General features: G+C 63.0%; 25 protein-coding genes and 1 pseudogene. 7 read left to right on the top strand and 19 right to left on the bottom strand.

Annotation, left to right across the window (positions count from 1 at the left end):
• Nucleotides 1–104 precede the first annotated feature (104 nt).
• On the top strand, nt 105–557 hold the full coding sequence (locus NKJ77_RS19115) for a hypothetical protein (RefSeq protein WP_023744990.1): 453 nt from the start codon (nt 105–107) through the stop codon (nt 555–557).
• Between the two features lie 74 nt (nt 558–631).
• Here the strand turns inward: NKJ77_RS19115 and NKJ77_RS19110 are convergent.
• Nucleotides 632–1,510 (bottom strand): annotated as a pseudogene (locus NKJ77_RS19110) (NAD(P)-dependent oxidoreductase); the annotation flags it as partial.
• Nucleotides 1,511–1,529: 19 nt separating this feature from the next.
• Nucleotides 1,530–2,294 (bottom strand): SDR family oxidoreductase, encoded by a 765-nt coding sequence (locus tag NKJ77_RS19105; RefSeq protein ID WP_023832588.1) that lies wholly within the window; start codon nt 2,292–2,294, stop codon nt 1,530–1,532.
• A 185-nt stretch (nt 2,295–2,479) separates the two neighbouring features.
• Between NKJ77_RS19105 and NKJ77_RS19100 the strand changes: the two genes are divergently transcribed.
• Entirely contained in the window at nt 2,480–2,848 is a 369-nt protein-coding gene (locus NKJ77_RS19100) for a winged helix-turn-helix transcriptional regulator (RefSeq protein WP_023832589.1), read from the top strand.
• Between the two features lie 66 nt (nt 2,849–2,914).
• Here the strand turns inward: NKJ77_RS19100 and ftsH are convergent, their stop codons facing one another.
• From ftsH to ybgC, 9 genes are all read right to left on the bottom strand, one after another.
• On the bottom strand, nt 2,915–4,840 hold the full coding sequence (gene ftsH / locus NKJ77_RS19095) for an ATP-dependent zinc metalloprotease FtsH (RefSeq protein WP_023673598.1): 1,926 nt from the start codon (nt 4,838–4,840) through the stop codon (nt 2,915–2,917).
• 103 nt (nt 4,841–4,943) lie between these two features.
• Nucleotides 4,944–6,350, bottom strand: a complete 1,407-nt coding sequence (tilS, locus tag NKJ77_RS19090; RefSeq protein ID WP_352535583.1) for a tRNA lysidine(34) synthetase TilS — start codon at nt 6,348–6,350, stop codon at nt 4,944–4,946.
• A 51-nt stretch (nt 6,351–6,401) separates the two neighbouring features.
• A complete protein-coding gene (gene ybgF / locus NKJ77_RS19085) occupies nt 6,402–7,484 on the bottom strand; it encodes a tol-pal system protein YbgF (RefSeq protein ID WP_023737859.1) in 1,083 nt (360 codons plus the stop codon).
• Nucleotides 7,485–7,697: 213 nt separating this feature from the next.
• Complete coding sequence (pal, locus tag NKJ77_RS19080) at nt 7,698–8,204, bottom strand: peptidoglycan-associated lipoprotein Pal (RefSeq protein WP_023684182.1); 507 nt, start codon at nt 8,202–8,204, stop codon at nt 7,698–7,700.
• 249 nt (nt 8,205–8,453) lie between these two features.
• Nucleotides 8,454–9,758 carry a Tol-Pal system beta propeller repeat protein TolB gene (tolB, locus tag NKJ77_RS19075; protein WP_023673841.1) on the bottom strand — a complete coding sequence of 435 codons (1,305 nt, stop codon included), beginning with the start codon at nt 9,756–9,758 and terminating at the stop codon, nt 8,454–8,456.
• Between the two features lie 38 nt (nt 9,759–9,796).
• Nucleotides 9,797–10,954, bottom strand: a complete 1,158-nt coding sequence (gene tolA / locus NKJ77_RS19070; protein ID WP_023832591.1) for a cell envelope integrity protein TolA — start codon at nt 10,952–10,954, stop codon at nt 9,797–9,799.
• Between the two features lie 7 nt (nt 10,955–10,961).
• Nucleotides 10,962–11,414 (bottom strand): protein TolR, encoded by a 453-nt coding sequence (gene tolR / locus NKJ77_RS19065; RefSeq protein ID WP_023673843.1) that lies wholly within the window; start codon nt 11,412–11,414, stop codon nt 10,962–10,964.
• A 9-nt stretch (nt 11,415–11,423) separates the two neighbouring features.
• A complete protein-coding gene (gene tolQ / locus NKJ77_RS19060) occupies nt 11,424–12,134 on the bottom strand; it encodes a protein TolQ (RefSeq protein WP_023673844.1) in 711 nt (236 codons plus the stop codon).
• Nucleotides 12,135–12,446: 312 nt separating this feature from the next.
• Nucleotides 12,447–12,917, bottom strand: coding sequence for a tol-pal system-associated acyl-CoA thioesterase (ybgC, locus tag NKJ77_RS19055; RefSeq protein ID WP_023700290.1), 471 nt, complete (start codon nt 12,915–12,917; stop codon nt 12,447–12,449).
• Between the two features lie 65 nt (nt 12,918–12,982).
• Here ybgC and NKJ77_RS19050 point away from each other — a divergent pair, with 65 nt between their 5' ends.
• Entirely contained in the window at nt 12,983–14,233 is a 1,251-nt protein-coding gene (locus NKJ77_RS19050; protein ID WP_352535582.1) for a glycoside hydrolase family 5 protein, read from the top strand.
• Between the two features lie 144 nt (nt 14,234–14,377).
• On the opposite strand, the gene NKJ77_RS19045 is transcribed toward NKJ77_RS19050, so the two are convergent.
• The 6 genes from NKJ77_RS19045 to NKJ77_RS19020 form a co-directional block, all read right to left on the bottom strand.
• The gene (locus tag NKJ77_RS19045; RefSeq protein ID WP_023726179.1) at nt 14,378–15,277 is read right to left on the bottom strand and encodes a metallophosphoesterase; all 900 of its coding nucleotides are present in this window, start codon (nt 15,275–15,277) and stop codon (nt 14,378–14,380) included.
• A 134-nt stretch (nt 15,278–15,411) separates the two neighbouring features.
• Complete coding sequence (gene ruvB / locus NKJ77_RS19040; RefSeq protein ID WP_023700287.1) at nt 15,412–16,449, bottom strand: Holliday junction branch migration DNA helicase RuvB; 1,038 nt, start codon at nt 16,447–16,449, stop codon at nt 15,412–15,414.
• Nucleotides 16,450–16,492: 43 nt separating this feature from the next.
• A complete protein-coding gene (gene ruvA, locus NKJ77_RS19035; protein WP_023668770.1) occupies nt 16,493–17,113 on the bottom strand; it encodes a Holliday junction branch migration protein RuvA in 621 nt (206 codons plus the stop codon).
• Nucleotides 17,114–17,123: 10 nt separating this feature from the next.
• Complete coding sequence (ruvC, locus tag NKJ77_RS19030; protein ID WP_023668769.1) at nt 17,124–17,630, bottom strand: crossover junction endodeoxyribonuclease RuvC; 507 nt, start codon at nt 17,628–17,630, stop codon at nt 17,124–17,126.
• Between the two features lie 66 nt (nt 17,631–17,696).
• The gene (rcdA, locus tag NKJ77_RS19025; protein WP_023668768.1) at nt 17,697–18,227 is read right to left on the bottom strand and encodes a protease adaptor protein RcdA; all 531 of its coding nucleotides are present in this window, start codon (nt 18,225–18,227) and stop codon (nt 17,697–17,699) included.
• A gap of 385 nt (nt 18,228–18,612) precedes the next feature.
• Entirely contained in the window at nt 18,613–18,993 is a 381-nt protein-coding gene (locus NKJ77_RS19020; RefSeq protein ID WP_023668767.1) for a hypothetical protein, read from the bottom strand.
• Between the two features lie 311 nt (nt 18,994–19,304).
• On the opposite strand from NKJ77_RS19020, the gene NKJ77_RS19015 reads away from it, so the two are divergent.
• The gene (locus NKJ77_RS19015; RefSeq protein WP_023694595.1) at nt 19,305–19,856 is read left to right on the top strand and encodes a DUF2269 family protein; all 552 of its coding nucleotides are present in this window, start codon (nt 19,305–19,307) and stop codon (nt 19,854–19,856) included.
• A gap of 7 nt (nt 19,857–19,863) precedes the next feature.
• Here NKJ77_RS19015 and NKJ77_RS19010 read toward each other — a convergent pair whose 3' ends face one another.
• Complete coding sequence (locus NKJ77_RS19010) at nt 19,864–20,634, bottom strand: sulfite exporter TauE/SafE family protein (protein WP_023668765.1); 771 nt, start codon at nt 20,632–20,634, stop codon at nt 19,864–19,866.
• A gap of 231 nt (nt 20,635–20,865) precedes the next feature.
• On the opposite strand from NKJ77_RS19010, the gene NKJ77_RS19005 reads away from it, so the two are divergent.
• Complete coding sequence (locus NKJ77_RS19005; protein WP_023728625.1) at nt 20,866–21,363, top strand: GNAT family N-acetyltransferase; 498 nt, start codon at nt 20,866–20,868, stop codon at nt 21,361–21,363.
• Here the strand turns inward: NKJ77_RS19005 and NKJ77_RS19000 are convergent.
• On the bottom strand, nt 21,320–21,757 hold the full coding sequence (locus NKJ77_RS19000; RefSeq protein ID WP_023704892.1) for an Lrp/AsnC family transcriptional regulator: 438 nt from the start codon (nt 21,755–21,757) through the stop codon (nt 21,320–21,322). The two genes, NKJ77_RS19005 and NKJ77_RS19000, sit on opposite strands and share 44 nt — an antisense overlap.
• Nucleotides 21,758–21,886: 129 nt before the next feature.
• Here NKJ77_RS19000 and NKJ77_RS18995 point away from each other — a divergent pair, with 129 nt between their 5' ends.
• Both NKJ77_RS18995 and NKJ77_RS18990 read left to right on the top strand, forming a co-directional pair.
• The gene (locus NKJ77_RS18995; RefSeq protein ID WP_023684172.1) at nt 21,887–22,804 is read left to right on the top strand and encodes a DMT family transporter; all 918 of its coding nucleotides are present in this window, start codon (nt 21,887–21,889) and stop codon (nt 22,802–22,804) included.
• Nucleotides 22,805–22,946: 142 nt separating this feature from the next.
• Nucleotides 22,947–23,594: a thiamine phosphate synthase gene (locus NKJ77_RS18990; protein ID WP_023668761.1), complete on the top strand. Its 648-nt coding sequence runs from the start codon at nt 22,947–22,949 to the stop codon at nt 23,592–23,594.
• The last annotated feature ends 15 nt before the right edge of the window (nt 23,595–23,609 follow it).

Here is a 23,609-nt window from a genome sequence, read left to right as displayed (position 1 = left end):
GCCCACCCCAGACATATCGGTGGTTCGCAAAGATTTCAATTGAACATATGCAGAACAAATGGCATACAAAAGGACATCGAACTTTTGTCAACCAGGAGGGTCTTATGTCCAGATTGAAATTGGCGGCATTGGCTGTGACGGCATGGATTGCGTGGAGCGTCACCCCTGCAAGCGCACTGACAATGAAGGAATGCGGCGAGGCCTATCGCACAGCCAAGGAAGGCGGCACTCTGAACGGCATGGATTGGACCGCTTTCCGCACCGAGAAGTGTGCGACGTCAGCTGCGGAGAGTGCCAATGCGGATGCGGTCAAAACCGAGCCGCAGCCGCAGAAGGAAACCAGCGCGGCGGTCGCCCCCGCTGTAGCGCCGACGGGCGTGACATTCCCGACCACCCTCGCGGCCGAATTCAAGACCGAGAAGCCCTCGAAGGCGCGGATGAAGACCTGCCTGCAGGGCTACCACGGCAACAAGGACGCGGGTACGTTGAACGGCCTTCGCTGGATCCAGAAGGGCGGCGGCTATTACAGCCTCTGCAACGCCAAGCTGAAGAGCTGATCGACCAGCAGCGTTTGAAGATCGAAGGCCCCCAACCGCAAAGGTTGGCGGGCCTTCTCTTGGGTCTTGCCCCGTCAAGCGCCTTGTTTCGAGAGCAGTGCGACCAGGCTTGTAAGATCGGCATCGGCCTGGCCGGCAGCCACCCCGCGCTTCATCAGGCTTTGCATCGGCAGGACGAGTTCGGTGCTGACATCAGCCGACCTGCTGGCATCGATGAGATTGACGTAGGCATCAGCCTGCATGCCCAGGTTGGAAACGACATTGCTGGTGTGATCGCCACTGTCGATCTGTTCCGCCCATTTCGGCAGCAGGCCTTGCATCGACTGAAGCCAGGAGGCCAGCAGCGGCATGAACTCGCCGGCCGGGATCCCTGCTGCGCCCGTCAATGCCAACGCCTGCAGAACGCCCGCGAACATGCCGTACATGCCGGTCAGAAGCGAGATATCATAGAGCGGCGCGAGCCCAGCATCCTCACCGAGGAATTTGCTGGTGCCGAGCGCTCCGAGCTGCCCCGAACAGGCATCGAACGCCTGGCGCGAACCGCTGTAGAGAATCAGGGCGTGCGGCCCGCCGATCATCGGCGGCACCGCCATGATGCCGCCGTCGATATAGCTGGCGCCCTGGCTCACCGCCCAGCCCGACATCGCCCGCGCCTGCTCGGGCGTGCCGTTGGTGAGATTGACCAATGTGCGGCCCGACAGCGCCTCTCGGCTTGCGCCGAGCACCTCACGAACGGTGTCATAGACAAGCAGGCACGCCACGATCAGTGGACTCGATCTGACGGCTTCCTCGACACTCTTGGCCACAATGGCGCCCTTGGCTGCCAAAGCCTCAGCCTTTGCCGGAGAACGGTTCCACACCGTCACCGCATGTCCCTGGTTCAGAAAGGCTTCGGCAAGCGCAGTGCCCATGGCGCCGAGACCGATTACTGTTATGTCGCTCATTCTGCTTCTCCTTGGTTTGGTTGCGCGGTTACGCCGGTGACGGGGTCAGGTCCTGGCCAAGGCCACCGTCCACGGTCAGCCGCGCGCCCGTGGTGAAGGTCGCGTCGAACGCCAGGAACGGCACTGCGCGCGCCACCTCCTCCATCGTGCCGTGGCGCTTCATCGGCGTGACCGCGTCACCGATCGCCATGAAGGCGGCCCGCTCCTCGGCCGAGGCGTCGGCCACACCCATCGTCGGCGTATCGATGAAACCAGGGCTGACCACATTCACGCGGATCCGGCGCGGCAGAAGCTCGGCGGCCAGGACCTTGGCGAAGGCGCGCAGTGCCGCCTTCGATCCGGAATAGACGCTCATGCCGCCAGTGCCGGATTCGTCGGCGATCGACGAGGTGAAGACTATGGCGCCACCATCCCTGATGAGGGGCAGCAGGCGCTGCGCGGTGAAGAAAGCGCCTTTGGTGTTGATGTCGAAGGTGCGATCGTAACTGTCCTCGGTGACCCGCTCGACGGGTTCGAGATTGGCCACCCCGGCATTGACGTGAAGGAAGTCGATCTGGCCAAGCTTCTGCCCCACTTCGGCACCGAGCGTGACGATATCGGCCATGTCTGAGATATCGGACCGCACGACATGAGCTCGCGAAAGCAGCTTGGCTCGCGCGGCCTCGATGTTGCGCTGGTCGCGGCCGGTGACCAGGACCTCGGCGCCGCTTTCGATCAGGGCTTCGGCAACGGCGAGCCCCATGCCGTGCGTCCCGCCGATGACAACGGCCTTCTTGTTTGCGTATCGTGTCATGATCCATCCGTTTTTGACAAAATCCGGCCGCCGACGGCCTTTGCAGGTCGAAGCGAGGTACCGATATGATGTTGTGGTGTTCGCCGATGCCGGCGAGCTGGTTTGAAGCTATGGACCGGCTTGGTTTTTCTCAAGTACCGACAAAAATGTAAGCTACCCACCGATTGCTCAGAATTGGATGAAACATGGGAAAGAAACAGCCAGATAGTTGCGGATTGGGGCCGGCGCTGGAGGTCATCGGCGGCAAATGGAAGGCGCTACTGCTCTGGCAGATTCACAAGGCGCCGGCACGATTCGGTGAGCTGAAGCGGCTGGTGCCTGACATCAGCGAAAAGATGCTGATCCAACAGCTGCGCGAAATGGAGGCCGACGGCATCGTCCATCGCGAAATCTTTCCCGAGGTGCCGCCGAGGGTCGAATACTCGATTACCGAATTCGGCATCGAGCTGGACAATGCCCTGATCCCGCTGGCCAGATGGGGCAAGCAACATGCTGGCCGGACTGACGGTGTGCGCCCCGGCAAAGCAAATGCATCCGTCCCGCATGCTATTTGAGAGACCCTGAACAGCAAAACGCCGCGGATTGAGCCGCGGCGTTTTCTTGCATCAAGTGATGTCAGCTCAGCTCGACGGCTGAGGCTCCATGCCGCCTTCGGGCTCGGGACCCTTCTTGCGGCGGCCGGACTTCGGCACAGCCGAGCCGCGGCTTGTGGGGGTGTCATCCCCCAAATCTCGCGCGGGCTTCTGCCCGGCGATCAGCTGCTTGATCTCTTCGCCCGAAAGCGTCTCGTATTCGAGCAGGCCCTGCGCCAGAGCGATCCATTCCTTCTTCTTCTTGGTCAGAATGGACTTGGCCGTGACATAGGCCTCGTCGATCAGCCGGCGCACTTCGGCGTCGATGATCTGCGCGGTCTCTTCCGAGACGTTCTGCGTGCGCGCCACCGAATGGCCGAGGAAAACCTCTTCCTGGTTGTCGCCATAGGCGACATGGCCGAGCTTGTCGGAGAAGCCCCAGCGCGTGACCATGGCGCGCGCCAGCTTTGTCGCCTGCTCGATGTCCGAAGAGGCGCCGGAGGTGATGTTCTCCTTGCCGAACTTGAACTCCTCTGCGACGCGGCCGCCCATCATGATGGCAAGCCGCGAGATCATGTATTTGTAGCTCATCGAATAGCGATCGCCTTCCGGCAGCTGCATGACCATGCCGAGCGCGCGACCGCGCGGGATGATGGTCGCCTTGTGCAGCGGATCGGCCGACGGCACGTTGAGCGCCAGGATGGCGTGGCCGGCCTCGTGATAGGCCGTGAGTTCCTTTTCGGCCTGGGTCATGGCCGACGAGCGGCGCTCGGCGCCCATCATGATCTTGTCTTTGGCGTCCTCGAACTCGGCCATGGTGACAAGGCGCTTGTTGCGGCGCGCCGCCATCAGAGCGGATTCATTGACCAGGTTCATCAGGTCGGCGCCCGAGAAGCCCGGCGTGCCGCGTGCTATCACCTTGAGGTCGACATTCGGCGCCAGCGGCACGTTGCGCACATGCACCTTGAGGATCTTCTCACGACCGACGATGTCGGGGTTCGGCACCACCACCTGGCGGTCGAAACGGCCCGGACGCAGCAGCGCCGGGTCGAGCACGTCGGGCCGGTTGGTGGCGGCGATCAGGATGATGCTCTCGTTGGACTCGAAGCCGTCCATCTCGACCAGCAGCTGGTTCAGCGTCTGTTCGCGCTCATCATTGCCACCGCCGAGGCCGGCGCCGCGATGGCGGCCGACAGCGTCGATTTCGTCGATGAAGATGATGCAGGGAGCATTCTTCTTGGCCTGGTCGAACATGTCGCGCACACGGCTTGCGCCGACGCCGACGAACATCTCGACGAAGTCCGAACCGGAGATGGTGAAGAACGGCACATTGGCTTCGCCGGCGACGGAGCGGGCGAGCAGCGTCTTGCCGGTGCCGGGAGGTCCGACCAGAAGCACGCCGCGCGGGATCTTGCCGCCGAGGCGCTGGAACTTCTGCGGATCGCGCAGGAACTCGACGATCTCTTCCAGATCTTCCTTGGCCTCGTCGACGCCGGCGACATCCTGGAAGGTGACGCGGCCATGCGCCTCAGTGAGAAGCTTGGCCTTCGACTTGCCGAAACCCATGGCGCGGCCGGAGCCGGACTGCATCTGGCGCATGAAGAATATCCACACGCCCAGGATCAGGATCATCGGCAGGTAGGAGATCAGATAGCTGAACAGCGAGTTGGAACCGTCCGACTCAGGCCGCGCATTGATGGTGACGTTCTTGTCCTGCAGCCGCGAGACCAGCTGCGGATCGCCAGGCGAATAGGTCTGGAAGCCATTGGCGTTGTCGGCGTAGGTGCCCGTGATGCGGGCGCCGGCGATGACCACCGTCTTGACCCGGCCGGCCGCGACCTCTTGCAGGAACTGCGAATAGGGAACGTCGGTCGAGGCCCCGCGAGTCTGCGGCGTCTGGAACAGATTGAAGAGAGCAATGAGCAGGACCGCTATGATCGCCCAGAGCGCGAGATTGCGATAATTCGGATTCATCAATTGTCCCGTTGGTGCCCGCTGGGACACGCGTCATGAGAGGAAACTTGCGCCTAACATAGGGAGAGCGCCCCCCCTTGCCAAGCATAACAGCACGTCTGGGTTAAGCTTTCGCGCCATGATCAACCGGCACTGTGGCGGCCAAAGGGCAAGCCGGGACAGGCGGTGCGCCGATCAACTCGGCCACGGCCTGCGCCAACACCAGATCGAAGCGCGGCAGGAAACGGGCAAAGGGCGCAACGACCGGGCTGACGGCGATTGCCGGCGCCGCCGCTACATCCCCTGCAAAACCACGGCATTCGCCGCCGCGCCACAGCGCCGGTTCCGCAGCCAGGGCGGCGCGCACAAGGCTTGGCGGCGCGCCATCCCCGGCAATCGGCGTTTTGGCGGCGGCAGCGGCGCCAAGCGGCGCGATCAACCATGCACCCGGACTGTCGTCCAATGTGATCGCCCCGGCTTCGATGTGTGGCGTGATCCGCCGGCGACCGTCCCAAAGCAGAGCGCCAGCTACCGGCGCGGAACGCGGCAGGTCGCGCGATTCACGGCGCAGGAAGATGCCGTTTCGCCTGATATCGACGACCGCCCGCGACAATGTGGCGCAAAGCCGACCGGCCCGCATTTGCTCGAACAGCGCTTCGCTGCGCGCCTGGTCCGGCAACAAGGCGGTGCCGCCCGTCGCCGCCAGCAGGACACGCAGCGCATAGACCGCGGCTCGCGTGTCGTCAGCTTCGGCAAGACCGGGATCGAGACGGATGAGACCCCTCGCCGGCCGGCTGGCAAATTCACCGATCAGGGCGGCGGCGCGGCGACCGAGTTGTTCGCGCTCGCCGGCGGCCCGCCTGGCCAGGCCGATCGCTTCGGCAAAACGCTGCCCGCTCCGGTCTTCGCCGAGCACGGCCCGGATGCGCGGGCGTTCGAAATTCGTGTCGATGTTGGTCGGATCCTCCGCCCAGCCGACATGTTCGCGCTGCAGGAAGGCGCGCAACGCCGCGCGCCGAGCGCCGAGCAGCGGCCGCGCGATCCAGATCCGCCAGTCATAGAGGGTGGCAGGCGCCATGCCGGCGAGACCTCGGCCTGCAAGCTCTCGCCCGTCATTCCGCGCGGCTCGCATCAGGACGGTCTCGGCCTGGTCGTCGGCGGTGTGGCCGGTCACGATCACACCAATGCCTTGCGCCTGCGCTGCCTCGGCCAGCAACCGGTAGCGCGCCTCGCGCGCCGCCGCGGGCAGGCCGGCCGACGGCTTGGCGCCGGACCAGTTGAGCGTCCGGTGCGCGATGCCGCGCTCGGCACAAAGCTTTGCCACGCTGCGCGCTTCGGCTGCTGCTTCCGGACGCAGGCCGTGGTCGATCGTCACCGCCAGCAGCCGGGCTGTCGGGGCGCTGCGGTCGAGGTGAGCCTTGAGGAGAAGAAGGAGGGCGGTCGAGTCGCTGCCGCCGGACACGGCCGCAAGCGCGCCGTTGGTAAAGTCGATCTGCGAAAAATTCGAAAGGTCAGGCTCGGTATCGAGCATCAATGCATGTCGCGCAAAAGTGGTCCCGGTTCTGGGACAACACGGCAAAGACTAGCACGCCGCCAGCGCCCTCTCCTGCTTGACGCGTTCCTTGAGCGCGGCCGAAATATCGGGATAGCGCTTGCCGATCTCGCCGAAGGTGGCGCAGGCGACATCCTTCTGCTTGAGGCCGACCAGCGACACGCCAAGCTTCAGGAGCATGTCAGGCGCCTTCTTGGCCTTCGGATAGTCCTTGCTGGCGGAGAGGAAAACCTCGGCAGCGTCATGATACTTCTGCTGGCCAAGCAGCGATTCGCCAAGCCAGTAATGCGCGTCCGCCGCCTTGGCGTCCTTCGGGAACCGGGCGATGTGGTCGCGAAAACCCTGCTCGGCGGTGCTGTAGTCGCCCGACAGGATGAACTGGTAGGAGTTGCGGTAGATCTCTTCCGGGTTGTTGGTGGCAGGCAGCGCCGCCACCACCGTGCCGTCGGACTTGCCGGTCTTAGCCCCGGTAGCCGGCGCCTCGGCGGCGGGGGCCGCACCTTCCGCCGGCGCCGCTGCCTGCGTGTTACCGCCGGCGTCGATTACATTGCCGTTCTTGTCGACGGTAATGGTGCCGAAGGTCTTGGGCGGCGTGCCGTTGATCACCTTGCCGGGATCGCCGGTCTGCGATTCGACGATGACCTCGCCGACGCTCTGGCCGCCATCCGGCTGCGCGCCGGCATCGGCCGGCGCCTGGTCTGCCGGGGCCTCGGCGACGCCGGTGCCCGCGCCACCGTCCTGCGGCGCGGCCTCCGATTTCTTCTGGGCCGGCGGCTGCCCGCTGGAGCCGCCTTCCAACTGCTGGAAGCGGAACTCGTTGTCTTCCTGCTGCTTGCGCATCTGCTCCTGCATCTGCAGGATCTGGAAGTTGAGTTCCTCGAGCTTGCCGTTCATCTGCCGGAGCTGATCTTCCAGCCCCGCGGCGGCGGTGCCGTCCTGCTGCTGCGCGATCTGTTGCTGCTCCGGCTTCTCCTTCTTGCCGAAAATGCCGAGCGTCGGCAGATGGAAGGAAAAGCCGCTATCCGCGGGTTGTCCGGTGCCGCTCGCAGAAGCCGCGAAGCCTGATACGAGCAGCAGCGCAAGCGTGCCGCTCAAGACCGATCTGAAATGCATGTGCCTCTCGCCGTGAAAATCGTGAGCCTGTTCGCGCCTTCCGATCAAAGTGGGACCGGCACGACGCCCTCGGCTCTTAGCAGGAGGCGAGACTTCGGCCAAATTTTGTTTCCGGGTTTGTTTCCGGGGCCGAAAGTGAAAAAGGCGGCCACAAGGCCGCCTTTCGCATGGAGGTGTTGCAATTATGCGACTAAGGCGCCGCCGTCTTGCCTATCAGGAGCCGGCGCCGGAGAGCGTGGTGACCGCGCGGCGATTCTGCGACCAGCAGGAGATGTCGTCGCAGACCGCGACCGGACGTTCCTTGCCGTAGGAAATCGTCTTCAATCGGCTCGCCGAGACGCCCCTGGCGACCAGGAAGTCGCGAGTGGCGGCGGCGCGGCGGGCGCCGAGAGCCAGATTGTATTCACGTGTGCCACGTTCGTCGGCATGGCCTTCGACGACGATGGCGTACTGCTTGTACTGGTTGAGCCACTGCGCCTGGCGCGACAGCGTCGTCTGCGCATCCGCGCGGATTGCCGTCGAGTCCGTGTCGAAGAAGATGCGGTCGCCAATGTTGACGGTGAAGTCCTGCGCCGAGCCCGGCGTTGCGGCACCCGCGCCATTGAGGCCGAGATCGGCAGCGTTGTTCGGGGTTTTCTTCGAGGCGCAACCGGTGATGGCGAGCATCGCGATCAGGGCGATCATCGCCGGGTTTCTGGTAAGTGCTGCGATACGGCCCATGCCGCCTCTCCTTCGTATTCGAGTGATCGTATTTCGAGTGATTTCGTTGATCACCCAGTAACCACGTTTGGGTTAACCGGCATTCAAGAAATACGGTTAATGTTTGGTTTCGATCGTCCGTCCACGACCTTCAAATCCACGGTCACAGTTGGCGCGGACCCTAGGCGGAAATGCGGCCGAAACGCGACCAATGAATGGAAAAGGGGCCAAACGGGCCCCTTTTTAGCAGGTGTGGCAATTCGGCCGAACCTACTCCAGCAGCGGCGACCAGGCGGGATCCGACGCGAAATTCGCGGTCGGGATCGACTGTTCGTTGCGGCCGGTGAGATCGACGGAAACCAGTTTTGGGCCGCCGGCGGAGTCGCGGAAGAACATCAGCACGCGGCCGTTGGGCGCCCAGGTCGGTCCCTCCTGCTGGAAGCCCGAGGAGAGGATGCGCTCGCCCGAACCGTCGGTCTTCATGACGCCGATCTGGAATTCGCCGCCGGTCTGCTTGGTGAAGGCGACGAGGTCGCCGCGCGGCGACCACACCGGCGTCGAATAGACGCCGTCGCCGAACGAAATGCGGGTCTGGCCCGAGCCGTCGGCGCCCATCACATAAATCTGCGCACGGCCGCCACGATCGGAAGTGAATACCACCTTGCTGCCGTCGGGCGAATAAGAGGGCGAGGTGTCGATGGCGGTCGAGTTGGTCAGCCGGGTGGTCGAGCGGCTTCGCAGATCCATGGCGAAGATGTTGGAATTGCCGTCATCGCGCAGCAGGCTCATGATCACCTTCTGGCCGTCGGGCGAGAAGCGCGGCGCAAAGGTCATGCCGGGAAAGTTGCCGACCAGTTCGCGCTGTCCGGTCTCGATCTGCAGCAGATAGACCCGCGGCTGGCCGCTTTCGTACGACATGTAAGTGATTTCCTGCCGGTTCGGCGAGAAACGCGGCGTCAGCACGATCGAGCGGCCATCGGAGAGATAGCGCACATTGGCGCCGTCCTGGTCCATGATGGCGAGCCGCTTCTTGCGCGCATTCTTGGCGCCGGATTCGTCGATGAAGACGACGCGTGTGTCGAAATAGCCCTTCTCGCCGGTGAGCTTCTCATAGATCGCATCGGCGATGATGTGGGCGACACGGCGTTGATTTGCGTCGTTGGCGAAAAACTGCTCCCCGGCTATCTGCTGGTTGCCAAAAATATCCCATAGTCGGTACTGGGCGCGGATTCGGCCGTCCGCCTCCTTGCTCACGCTGCCGGTGACCAGCGCCTGCGCATTGATCACCTTCCAGTCGTCGAAACGGGGCTGCGCATCCGGATTGGCGATCTTCTCGATGAAGGCGTTCTTGTCTATCGGTGCGAAGAGACCGGAGCGCTTCAAGTCGGCGGTGACGATCTCGGAAATCTGCGCGCCGAGCCCTCCCTGGAAATCTGGGATGGCGATCGGCATCGGTTCGACATTGCCTTTGTTGACGTTGAGCTCGAGGGTTGCTCGAGCAGGCAAGGTGACGACGGCGTTCATGCCCATCGCCATCGCGGCGACCATCAGGAGCGGCTTGAGGATGGATTTCATGTCTTCTCGCTTCTCTTGCTGATTTCTGGGTGCTCAGGCTACAGGCCAAGCATCGCTCTGGGATCGAAGTTGACGCGAACGTCGGACCAAATGTCATGCTTTCCGGCGGGCACCTGCAGGCCGGCGACATCGCATTTCTGCACAGCGCGAACCGCGCTGCTGTCGAATTGGGGGTTGCCGCTGGACTTCTCGACGGTCGGACGGCCCTCCAGCTTGCCGGAGGCATCCAGGCTGAAACGGATCACCACGGTGAAATCCTCAGAACCCTCAAGCCCAACCGGGAGGGTCCAGCAGCCACCGAGCTGTTCTTCCAATGCCCCTTGCTCGGACTTCGACAGCTTCTGGCCTTGATCCTTGTCGCCGCCTAGCGATGCCTGCTGGGTCGAGCGCTTGGCGCCGCCGCCGGATGGCTTCTGCTTGTCGAGCAAAGCCTTGATGTCAGCCTCATTGAACTGCTTGTCATCCGACTTCGGCTTCGACGAGGCTTCCTTGACTGGCTTGTCAGCGTCCTTGCGGTCCGGTGCCTTCGCGCTTTCGGCCTGCGCCGGCTGCGGCCTCGGCCGTGCTTCGGGAGCAGGAGCGGAAGTCGGAAGCTGCGCTTCTTCCAGAGGCTGCTGATCCGATATGGCTTCGGCGACCGCATCGGGCTTCACGCGTGGCTTCGGCTCTATGGCGGCGGTCGTGTCCGGCTGCGGTGTTGGTGCAGGCTCCTTCACCGGGGTCGGCTTCGGTTCAACCTGCTTCACCGGCTCGGGCTTGACCTCTTCCTTCGGCTGCGGCTCCGGCGCCACCTCCGTCGCAGGTGTCGGCTTCGGCGCTTCCTTTGGCTTCGGCGTGTCCTCGGTCTTCGGCTTTTCGGTCGGCGTCGGCGCCGGAGCAGCCGTCGCTGTTTTCTCCACCGGCTTCGGCTTAGGCTCGTCCGTCACCGGCTTGTCGGTATCAACGCTGTTCTCGCCGATTTTCTGTCCATCTGGCACGATGTCGGGACGCTTGGTCGGCATCGGCGCCGGCTTTTCGTGCATCACCGCCTTCTTGTCGCCCTGCAGCGTCTGCGCAATGGCTTCCATGGGAACGATGTCGACCGCTATTGACTCGACATCCGTGGACGGCAGCGCGGCCGGCGCCGACAGGGTGAACAGGCCGAAAGCCAGTGCCACCGTATGCAGTATCACCGATGTGGTGAGGCCGGTCTTCATCGTGCGTCTACTGATCCTGTTGCTGCAGTGAAATCAGGCCGATATTCTTGTAGCCGGCGGCCTGGATGAGGGCCATGACCTCCATCGCGGCGCCATAGTTGGTCGCCTTGTCGCCGCGGATGAAGATGCGCTCTTCGTAGCCGGTCTTGGAAATCGCCTGCAGCTTGGCGACCAGCTCTTCCCTTGGGATTTCGGTCTCCTGCAGGAAAATCTTGCCGGCCGCGTCGATCGAAACGGTGATCGGCTGGGTGTCGGCGTTCATAGCCTTGGCCTTAGTCTCCGGCAGGTCGACCGGCACGCCGACCGTCAACATAGGTGCGGCGACCATGAAGATGATCAAGAGCACCAGCATCACATCGACCATCGGCGTGACGTTGATTTCCGACATCAATGCATGGTGGCGGCCGCGTCGCCTGTGTCCGCGTCCGCCGCGTCCTGCCATGCCAACCGACATACCCATCTTCTTACCTCAGCCCTTAGGCGCTACTTTTTCATCGATTTGGCGCGAGAGTATGGCGGAGAACTCGTCCGAGAACCCTTCCATCCGCACGGCGATCTTGTTCGCGTCGGATGACAGCTTATTGTAGGCGATAACCGCCGGTATGGCGGCGAGAAGACCGATGGCCGTCGCCAGCAGCGCTTCGGCAATGCCGGGTGCAACAACCGCGAGACTGGTGTTCTTCGAACCGGCAATCGCCTGGAACGAGGTCATGATGCCAATGACGGTGCCGAACAGGCCGATGAAGGGTGCGGCCGAACCAGTGGTGGCGAGAAAGCCGAGACGGCCCTCCAGCTTCTCCATCTCGCGCGTCAACGCCAGGTCCATCGCCTTGTCGATGCGGGTCTGCAGGCCGAGCGGCGATTTGGCCCCCTTCTCGAAGCTCTTCTTCCATTCGCGCATGGCCGCAACGAAGATCGCACCCATGCCCGTGGTCTTGCGGTCGGCAAGCGTGCGATAGAGCTCTTCCAGCGACTGCCCCGACCAGAACACCTGTTCGAAGCGATTGAGCGACAGACGCATGCGGGCATAGCTGACCAGCTTGTCGACGATGATCGCCCAGGTCCAGACCGAGGCGCAGAGCAGACCGATCATGACCAGCTTGACCACCCAGCTGGCCTGTGTGAACAGCGCCCAAATCGACAATTGCGCTGCCGGATCGGCGAGTGCGGTAGTTTCCATGCTTCAGTCCTTAAGATTTTCCGGGCATCGCTGGCGGCTGGCCCATGGGCATCCCTTGTGGTCCGTTCGCGCTTGGCTTCCGGATTAACCCCAAAATGCACCGTTGGCGGCCTTTTCAGGGCAAATATTGGTGAAAGGAAGGCGCGCGGATTCTTCCAATCTTCACCGATCTCTTCATGAACCGTTATGGTTAAGGATGGGTTAGGAAATATGGCGCGGCGCATTGCCGCGCCAAGGCACGACGCGGGCCATCCATCCACAATCGAATGCGCTGCCGATTGGCCGCCCGTTGCCGGCCGGCAGGCTTGGATATCAACTTGCTCCTGGTAGAAAGGCCGCGATCCATTCTTTCGGAAAGCGCTTCGGCCGGCCGTTCTCGCCAATGATCGCCGCCTCGACCTTTGCTTCGACCAGAACCTCTGTCCCGCGTTTCAATTGCTGCGCCATGACGATGCGGGCGCCGGAAATATCCTGCGTTGATGTGTCGATGGTCAGGATGTCGTCCATGCGGGCAGGCGAGCGGAAGTCGATCTCCATGCGCCGCACCACCCAGACGATCCGTTCGCCGTGCTTGCCTTCGTGAAGTTCTGTGTGGTGGACGCCCGCCAGCCTGAGATAGTCCGAGCGCCCACGCTCGAAGAATTCGAGATAGCGCGCATGGTAGACGACGCCGGAAAAATCGGTGTCGGCATAATAGACTCGCGCCATCAGCCGATGGCCGAATTCCGTCAAGGCTCCGGAAAGCCCGGCAGCAAGCGCAGCCGATTCACCATGATCGTCCATCGCGCTTTCCTTTTTGCCCCCGGCGGGGCACCTGTCTTGCCAAAATCACCAGCGCAGCAAACCGGATGGCACTGTTGACGGCGATGATCAAGACCTTGATGGCAGCGCTGCTGGTGCTGGCGGCGTCTGCGCTTCCCGGTCAGGCCGCGACCTTTTCGATGAAGCGCGGCCTCAACCTCGACCAGTGGACGACCTGGGTCGGGGAAGACAAATGGAACGACCGACAAGCCATCCTGCCCTATCCGGAATGGCGCAAGTTCCTCGACGAGGGTGACCTCAAGGCGCTGAAGGCCGCCGGTTTCGACTTTCTGCGCATGCCGGTCGACCCCTCGCCGTTTATGTCGGACCAGACGCTGGCGCTGCGCGACGACCTCTATGCCAGCGTGCGAGACTCGGCGCGCATGATCAACCGGGCCGGTCTGAAAGTGATCGTCGACATGCATCTAATCCCCGCCGGCGGCGGCCGCGAGATCGGCATGGGCCAGGTGATGGACGATCCCGCAACCTTCGACGCCTATGTCGAGGTGATCCGCAAAATGGCGCGCGCGCTGGCCACCGAGGACCCGGCGCAGGTCGCTTTCGAGCCGATGAACGAGCCGATCGTCGACTGCGACAGCGATGGCACCAGCCTGTGGCCGGAGCGTCAGCAAAAGCTGTTCGCGGCCGCGCGCGCCTCGGCCACCAGGCTGACGCTGATCCTGACCGGCGCCTGTTATTCCAGTGCGGTTTCGCTGGTCAGGATCGATCCAAAGTCGATCCCCGACGACAACATCATCTGGACCTTCCACTCCTACGACCCGTTCCTGCTGACGCATCAGGGCGCGACCTGGGCCGGCGATTTCATTCTCTATGTTACCGGCCTGCCCTATCCGCTGACCGCGGTGCCGCGCGCCGAGCTCGATGCGACGCTGGATGCGATCCGCGCCAAGATAAAAGCCGAGGCGCCACGGACCAGACGGAACGGCCTGCTCGCCTATCTCGATGAACAAGTCGCCAGCATGGACACGAACGAAAAGCTGCTCGGCGTCATGGATGCGCCGTTCGAAAAGGTCGAGGCCTGGGCGAAGGCCAACGCCATCAAGCCGGAAAACATCACGCTGGGCGAGTTCGGCATGATCCGCCAGGAATATGGCAATCCCTATGTGATGCCGCCCAAATACCGCGCGGCCTATGTCAAGGACATGATCGCGCGCGCCGAGGCGCATGGCTTCTCATGGTCGGTGTGGAGTTTTGGCGGCGCCTTCGGCATCGTCGACGCTTTCAACGGCGAAAAGGCCGAACCCGCCGTGATGGATGCGATCCGCTCGCTCCATTAGCCCTAGGGCATGTCGAGATTCAGGTCAGGCCGAGTCGAAAATGAGGGGTCCGAAAACCGGAACGGAGCGGACTTTGGTCCGTGACTACCGGAAGCGCAGGAACACCTCATTTGCAGGCCGGCATCACCTGAATACCGGCATGCCCTAACCGAGGTCGATCTGCAGGATCTCCGGCCGCATGCCAAAGCGCACCGGCGCGATGCTGAAGCCGAGTCCGCCTGACACGATCAAATTGCGGTCATTCTCGACGACATGGCCATAGGCAAAGCGGTTGCCGAAGCGGGACGGCACCACCGGTGAATAGCCGAACAGCCTGACCTGCCCGCCATGTGTGTGGCCCGACAGCGTCAGCGAAACCCGCCACGGCACTTTCGGGAAAATGTCAGGCTCATGCGCAAGCAGGATGATCGGTGCCTGGTCGGTGATCTTGGCCAGCGTGCCGTCGAGATCGTCCAGGCCTTCAAATCTGTCGCGGCCTGCGGCCTTGTTCGGTAACAGTGCCAGCTGGTCGGCGAGCCCGGCGATCCAGAAGCCGTATCCATCCTTTTGCAGGCGCACGGCGTCGTTCTCCAGAACCGAGATGCCGGATTCCTCCAATGCCTTGCGCGCCACAGTCCCCGCTCCGGCCTGCTGCGCGAAAGGATCGTGCCACCAGTCGTGATTGCCGAGGATCGACAGCACACCAAGCGGCGCCTTCAGTCCTGACAAGGCCGGCGCCCATTCATGGGCCTCCACCCGGTTCGTCACCAGGGACATGCCTGAGAAATAGTCGCCGAGCAGTACGATCAGATCGGGCTTCAGCACGTTCGCATCTTCGACGAGCGAAGCGATCCGCTCAGGCGTCATCCAGGGACGGCAGGCGTGAATATCGGCAAGTGCTACGACGCGCAGCTTGAGATCTGCAGGCCAATGCGGCGGCGTCAGCTGGTAGCGCTTCACATGCGTCAACAGCATCGGCTCGATGCCGACCGCATAGGCACTGAGCGAAGCCAGCGAGAGGAACGAACCTCCGGCGAATTTCAGGAACCCGCGTCTGGTGATCACTTTTCTGGCTCCGACCTTGATCGGAGCAGTTCGCGCCGACATTGCGACGCCCGATACAATCGAGGAATGCGCCTTCACGCTGGCAGGTTTGAGGAGATTCTGCACAGAAATCCGTTCCGAAGAACAAATGTCCGTTACTCTTCCTGGAACAGGTTGATCTGCTGCTGTGCCAGATCCTTTGGCGCGTCGAGGCCGAGATGGCGCCAGGCGTTGGCGGTCAGCACGCGGCCGCGTGGCGTGCGTTGGATGAAACCCTGCTGGATCAGATAGGGCTCGATAATGTCCTCGATGGCGTCGCGCGGCTCGGAGAGGCCGGCGGCGATGGTTTCGATGCCGACCGGCCCACCACCGAAATTGCGCGCGATCATCGAGAGATAGCGGCGGTCGAGTGCGTCGAGGCCGAGCGCGTCGACCTCGAGCCGGGTGAGAGCTTCGTCGGCAATCTGCTTGTCGACGTGGCCGTCGCCGGCGACGGAGGCGAAATCGCGCACGCGGCGCAACAGCCGGCCGGCGATGCGCGGCGTGCCGCGGGCGCGGCGCGCAATCTCAAGCGCGCCGTCGTCGCCGAGCGGCATTTGTAGGATACGGGCGCCGCGGCGCACGATCTGCTCCAGTTCCTCGACCGAATAGAAATTAAGCCGCACCGGAATGCCGAAGCGATCGCGCAGCGGGTTGGTCAAAAGGCCGAGCCTGGTGGTGGCGGCAACGAGCGTGAAGCGGGCAAGATCGATCTTGACCGAGCGTGCCGCCGGACCTTCGCCGATGATCAGGTCGAGCTGGAAATCCTCCATCGCCGGGTAAAGGATCTCCTCGACTGCCGGATTGAGCCGGTGGATCTCATCGATGAACAGCACATCGCGGTCTTCGAGATTGGTGAGAAGTGCGGCGAGATCGCCGGCCTTGGCGATCACCGGACCGGAGGTCGAGCGGAAATTGACGCCGAGCTCGCGCGCCATGATCTGCGCCAGCGTTGTCTTGCCAAGCCCCGGCGGCCCGACGAACAGCACATGGTCAAGCGCCTCGCTGCGGCCCTTGGCGGCCTCGATGAAGACTTTGAGATTGGCCCGCACTGCGGCCTGGCCGACGAAATCGGCGAGCGTCTGCGGCCGCAAGGTCTGCTCAGCATCCTCGCCGCGCTTTTCCGGGGCAATGAGGCGGGGTGAAAGGCTCATGCGGCCTTCCTCGCACAGGGCAAAGGACCGGACAAGCAATCACTCACCGCGCCAGTTCCTTCAGCCCGAAACGAATGAGCTTCGAGGCATCGGCGTCCTCGCCGGCCGTCTTCAGCGCCGCCGCGACAGCATTGGCTGCTGTGTCGCGCGAATAGCCGAGATTGACCAGCGCCGAGACGGCGTCGGTAATCGGCGCCGGCGCCACGCCTTCGCCGAGCTCCTGCTTAAGGCCGATGGTGCCGGAGGCGGTTCCGGCATAGGCCGGCGCCTTGTTCTTCAACTCGGTGACGATGCGCTCGGCCACCTTCTTGCCGACGCCGGGCGCGCGGCTGACCATGGCGATGTCGCGCAGCGCGATCGCATTGGCGAGGTCTGCCGGCGCCAGCGTCGACAGGATGGCCAGCGCCACCTTGGCGCCGACGCCTTGCACATTGCTCATCAACAGCCGGAACCATTCGCGCTCAAGCACCGACTGGAAACCGTAGAGCCGGATCATGTCCTCGCGCACATAGGTCTCGATGAACAGCACCACCGCCTCGCCGGGCGAAGGCAGCGCGGCCAGCGTGCGCGCCGAGCAATAGGCGACATAGCCGACGCCGTGCACATCGACGAGGCAGAAATCCTCCTCGATCTCGTCCAGCGTGCCTTTCAATTTGCCGATCATGCGTGATCCCTCATGCCAGCGCCATCCTGTAGGCGACGCTTTGCCGGTGATGCGCGTGGCAGATGGCGATAGCCAACGCGTCGGCGGCATGTTCGGTGTCGAAAACGGCTTTCGGCAACAGCACCTTTACCATCATGTGGATCTGCTTCTTGTCGCCATGGCCAACGCCGATCACCGCCTTCTTGACGGCATTGGGGGCATATTCGGCGACGACAAGGCCGGCGCGCGCCGGCACCAGCATGGCTATGCCGCGCGCCTGGCCGAGCTTCAGCGTCGCCACGGCATCCTTGTTGACGAAGGTCTGTTCGACGGCCGCTTCCTGCGGCATGGCCGCATGCAGGATCTCGGCCAGCCCGTCATGCAATTGGCAGAGCCGTGTCGCCAGTGCCGCCTTGTCGTCGGAGCGTACAGTGCCGGAGCTGATAAAGCGCAGCGAGTTGCCGAGGCTCTCGACGATGCCCCAGCCGGTGCGCCTCAGCCCCGGATCGATACCGATAATGCGAATCGCTTCCCTCATGCGCGAAGTCTACCTCCGGCGCACAGCGATGTCAGCGAAATGTGAACAAACCGGAAACGGAGGCGTTTAACCTCGAGCGAAAGCCGTGTTCAGCAGCGTGATCTGGTCGGAAACCGGATTGGCGCGGCGGGCGGCGGCAGGCGTCTCGGCAAACGCGCCGCCATAGATCTCTTCGTCCATGCGGCGCACCAGCGCCTGCAGGCGCAGCGAGCGGGTGACGAGGTCGAGGAAATCCTTCGGCAGTTCGCCCCAGCCGACCGCTTCGTCATGCGCCGAGGCGGTGTCGAGACGCACCTTGGATTTTTCCGAAGCGACCTGATCGCGGGTCATCTCGCCGGAATTTGCCGCCCGCTGCAAAAGCAGCCAGGAGGCGACCTGCATCAGCCTTGTGGTCAGCCGCATCGATTCGGCCGCATAGAGCGTCGCCGCCAGTCTGGACAGCTTCTTGGCCTCGGCCCGGCCCTTGCCGTCAAGATACTCGGCTGCCTGTTCGACCAGGCCCATGCCTTCCTGGTAGAGCGGTTTGAAGGATTGGGAGAAAACCCGGCGTTCCGCCAGCTTGATGGTTTTCGCGATGCCCTTCGAAGGCTCGTTCATCGATACGCCCCTGCACTGCCCCGTCGGCTGATTCGGCTTCTCGCCGTCACGCCGGCACCCTAGATGACTGAAGCTTGAAAATGCGCTTCGCCGCCGGCGAAGGCAAGCACATGTTTAACAAACGGTTAACGCCTGCGCAGGGGCGCCAAGCGGACCAAAAGCAGACAAAAAAAGAGCCGCGGATAAGGCGGCTCTCAGGAGTTTAACAGGGAGGCGTCAAACGAAGTGGCTCCAACCACTCGGTAAGAATCCAGATCACTGGATGGACATAGTAAACACCTGTAAAGCTTAATGAACCCTTAACGGCGCGGATATTTCTTGATCGACCGCTGCCCTTCTGTGCCGTATCAGCACAACGGTGCCCTAAGCCTGATCGTCGGCTTGTTCATGCCTTCTTCCACACAGCCGGCAAGGAAATGAAGGCGAACAGCAGCATTGCCGCATAAAACCCCATCGAGGAGGAAGCCAGCACCGGCTCGATCTCCGGATGGCCGGCAAGTTCAAAGTAAAGCCCAATCATCAGTGCGATGCCGCAGATTGCCGTCAGCCAGAAATGCACGACGGCAATCGTCTTTTGCCCGACCGCTGGAAACAGGTGGTAGAAGAAGGCAAACACCGCCGACATCAGCCAGCCCGCCACCATGGTGTGCGCGTGGGTCGGCATCTGCCCATGGTCATTGGAGATCGCCATATGCAGGCCGAGCGCCATGCCGCACAGGGAATAGATGACGGCCAGGGTGAAGAAATTTCGTGCTACGCCTTGCATGGGATACCCTCGTTGGTTGTTGCAGACTTGGTCCGACCGCGCGCGGCCAAAATGGAGCGTCGGTCGCGAGCGGCTTAGTCCCCGCAGGTTTCAGGATCATGCCGCGAAACCAGCCAATGCCGACACGGCGTCTATCCGGCAAATGCCGGGTATTGTGCGGGCTGGCGGTAAAATCCGGCGACGGCGCCACCGCAACAAGCCGGCACCCACGCGGCATCTTCTGGATACATGTACGGAGATAATCCGCCCTCCTTCGGAAGCAGACGCGCGATAGCAGCGTTTACCCCCGGAACGATGCACAAGGAGCGGCAATGGACTGGTATTCTCTCTTCAAATTCCTGCATGTCATGGCAGCGATCCTCTGGCTCGGCGGCGGTTTCGCCATGCTGCTGGTTTCGATACTCGCCGATCGCGACGGCGACGACGAGACGCTGATGGTCATGCTGAGAACGACGGACAAACTCGGCTTGCGTCTGTTCGTGCCGGCGTCTATCGCGACCCTGGCTTCTGGTCTGGTGCTGACTTCGCTATGGACCGGCTTCTCCGACCTTTGGGTCGTCATCGGCCTTTGCGGCTACGCCGCCGCGTTTCTGACCGGTATCCTCGTGCTGAAGCCTTCGTTCGAAAAGCTTGCCACAATGCTTGCCGCGGACGGCATGACCCCGGCTGCCATAGCGTTTGGGCGCCGCATGATACGGATCGTCAAGTTCGATTTCGTCATCATGATCGTCGTCGTCGCCGACATGGTGCTGAAGCCGACCGCGCACGACATCGCCACTCTCGGCGCCATGGCGGTCGTGGTCGTTGGTGGTGCATCGCTGACCTTTGCGAGCGCCCCGCGAACCAAACCGGCAGCCGCCTGAGCGGGATTTAGAGCAGGCCGGCGATCCCGTCCCAAAGCAGCTTGACCGCGACCACGGCCACGGTCGCGTAGGTGAAGGGATAAAAAATCTCCGGCCGCATGCGCCGCACCAGCCAGGCGCCGGCGATGGTGGCCAGCGGCGCCAGCGGCATCAGCACGGCCGACGCCGTCAGGTTGGCGGTGTCGAACTGGCCAAGCGCGAAGTAGGGGATCAGCTTCAGCGCGTTGGTGGCGGCAAAGAAGATCGCCGATGTCCCCGACAGCACCTTCGGATCGAGCCGTATCGGCAGCGCATAGACCTGGAAGGGGGGCCCGCCGACATGGGCGACGAAGCTGGTGAAGCCGGCGACGGTGCCCCAGAAGGCGGCGGCGATGCGGTTGGGCGCCGCCGCATGGTCGGAACCGTGGCGGAACTGGAGATAGAGCCAGCGCAGCACGAAGATCAGCGCGACAGCGCCGACGATCAGCCGCACCATCTCTTCGGTTACGAGCGCTGCCGTCAGCCAGCCGAGCCCAATGCCGATCACCGCGCCCGGCATCATGTCGACCAGCATCTTTCTGTCGTAGACGCCCCACCACGTCCACACCGAAACGATGTCCATCAGGCACAGGATCGGCAGCAGGATGGCCGCCGCCTGCACCGGCGGCATGGCCAGCGCCATCAAAGGCACGCCAACGAAGCCGACAGCGCCGCCGAAGCCGCCTTTCGACAGCCCGACAAGTATCACCGCCGGAATGGCGGCGGCATAAAACCACGGATCGGCGAGCAGACCTGACATGAACTGGAAATGCTGGAGGGAAGACGGTTGCCCTGCAATAGCCCAGAAACCCTTGCGCCGCGACCGGGAAAATGCCGGCCGTGTCGATCAACTGTGCGTAAAGCGACGGTTCCGGATTTACGGCAAGATCGCCGCCGATGCATAAGGGCGCCGTCCGATGCACATCAGGTTTTGACCCCAGGTTTTGGCCCCAGGTTTTGACCCCAGGTTTTTGACCCCAGGTTTTTGACAATGAGCGAACCCCACATCCGCCGCGCCGAAGCGGCCGACCTGCCTGCCATCGTAGCCATGCTCGCCGACGATCCGCTTGGCCGCAGCCGCGAGGATGCGACCGAGCCACTCGCCAAGGCCTATCGCGACGCCTTTGCCGCCATCGACGCCGACCCCAACCAGTTTCTTGCCGTGATGACGGATAGCGGCCGCGTCATCGGCACGTTGCAGATCAGCTATCTCGCCGGGCTGTCGCTGCAGGGCGCCTTGCGCGGCCAGATCGAGGCTGTGCGCGTCGCCGCGGACCGCCGCGGCGAACGGCTGGGACAGCGTCTGCTGGAATGGGCGGTCGAACAGTGCCGTGAACGCGGCTGCAAGATTGTCCAGCTGACCACCAACAAGAGCCGCCAGGACGCGCATCGCTTCTATGACCGGCTCGGCTTCAAGGCCAGCCACATCGGCTACAAGCTGGAGCTTAATTCAGTGGCGGCGGACGGCGCCGGATCGGCTGCGCCTTGATGATGGCGGTGCTGGTCTCCGCCTTGTCGGCGATGCGGTCGAGAAGCTTGTCGAGCTCGCCGATGGAGCGCACGTAGAGCCGGGCCACGAAACAGTCGTCGCCGGTGACCTTGTCGCATTCGCCGAATTCCGGGATCTCCTCAATCAGCTTCTGCACGATGTGCAGCTTGCCCGGCAGTGGCCGCACCCGCACGATCGCCTGCAGCGGAAACCCCAGCGCCTCCGGGTCGATCTCGATGGTGAAGGCGCGGATGACGCCGCGTTCCTCGAGCCGCCGCAGCCGTTCCGAGACGCTCGGCGACGACAGCCCGACCTGCTGCGCCAGATCCTTCAACGAAGTCCGCGAATCCAGGATCAGGATGTCGAGAAGCTTTCTGTCCAACTCGTCCAGCATTTTCATCTCCTAGCAAAAGGGCAGCGCGCGCCTTATTAAATAAGGTGTTGTGCGCTTATCACCTTTCATAAGGCATATAAACCCTCAAGGCGGCATGAGATTATGGCCTCAACAGATAGAGGTATTGTCATGGACAACACGGTACGCGGCACGATCGAGATGACGGCGGCGATGACGATCGTCGGCACGATCGGCTGGTTTGTCGTCATGTCGGGCCAGCCCGTCATGGACGTGGTGTTCTGGCGCTGCGCTTTCGGAGCGGTGGCGCTGCTGATCACCTGCGCGGCACTCGGGCTGCTGCGCGGCAGGCTGACGCTGCGCATTGTTGCCATCGCCGCTCTTGGCGGCGCGGCCATTGTCATCAACTGGCTGTTGCTGTTCAGCGCCTTCTCCCGCGCCTCGATCTCGATTGCCACGGCGGTCTACAACACGCAGCCCTTCATGCTGGTCGGCTTCGGCGCGCTGTTCTTCGGCGAGCGGCTGACCCTGGCCAAGCTGACCTGGCTCGGCATCGCCTTCGCCGGCATGCTGCTGATCGTGCAGACAGGGCCCGATGCGGGTGTCGGTTCCGGCATAACCGGCACAGATTATGTCATCGGCATCGTCATGGCGCTCGGAGCGGCCTTCTTCTGGGCTGTCGCGGCAATCGTCGCCAAGAAGCTCAAGGGCACCCCGCCGCATCTGATCGCGCTGATCCAGGTCTGCGTCGGCGTCGTCATGCTGGCGCCCTTCGCCAACCTCTCGCATTTGCCCGCAGATGCCTGGAGCTGGGCCATGCTGGCCACGCTTGGCGTCGTTCACACGGGCCTGGTGTACATATTGATGTACGCCGCCATCCAGAAACTGCCGACGCATCTGCAGGGGTCGCTGTCCTTCATCTATCCTGTCGTGGCGATCCTGGTCGATGTCATGGCTTTCGGCCACCGGCTGCATCCGGCCCAGCTCGTCGGCGCCGCCGCGATCCTGGTCGCCGCCGCCGGCATGAACCTCGGCTGGACTTTGTGGAAAGCCAAACCAACGGTCGAAAGCCCGCAAGCCGTCAAATGAGCGGCAGAGCGTCTTCTTGCGGGCTATCGTAAACCAAAGCCATCTCATCGATCCCCGCCCGCCTGTTCAAGGCGGGCGCTTTGTTCTATGCCGCAATGCAACCATCTTCGCCCGGCATAGGCGAAACCCGGGATCGAAAGCCATGAACGACGCAACACCCCCCAACCGCTGCCGCATCGTGCTGATCGCACCCAAGGACGCTCCGGCGCAGCGCATTGCGGCTGCCTTCGACGGCGGTGATATCGCTTCGCTGATCCTGCCTGAAAACGGCATGGACGAGGCTGCCTTCCAGGCTTTTGCAGAACAGATCGTACCGGCCGCGCAAGCGGCCGGCATCGCCGTCATCATCGCCGGCGATACCCGCATTGCCGGCCGTGTCCAGGCCGACGGCATTCATGTCGAGGTTTCCAAGGACGCGCTCGCTGAGACCATCGAACACTTCCAGGGCAAGATGATGGTCGGCGCCGGTGGCGCCAAGACGCGCGACGACGCGCTGGAACTCGGCGAAACCAGGCCCGACTACATCTTCTTCGGCCGCTTCGGCTACGACAACAAGCCGGAACCGCATCCGCGCAACCTGTCGCTCGGGCAATGGTGGGCGGACGTGATTGAGATCCCTTGCATCGTCATGGCCGGTTCCGCCATCGCTTCGGTAGAAGCAGTGGCCGCCACTGGCGCCGAGTTCGTGGCGCTGTCCAGCGCCGTCTTTGCCGAAGGCGCCGATCCGAAGGCGGCGATTGCCGCCGCCAATGCGCTGCTCGACCAAACCGCGCCGCGCTTCGAGGGCTGACGTGCGCCGACATGG

The sequence above is a fragment of the Mesorhizobium sp. M0052 genome, assembly GCF_040323255.1.
Classification (GTDB): domain Bacteria; phylum Pseudomonadota; class Alphaproteobacteria; order Rhizobiales; family Rhizobiaceae; genus Mesorhizobium.
This window is presented reverse-complemented; position numbering and strand designations above follow the sequence as displayed.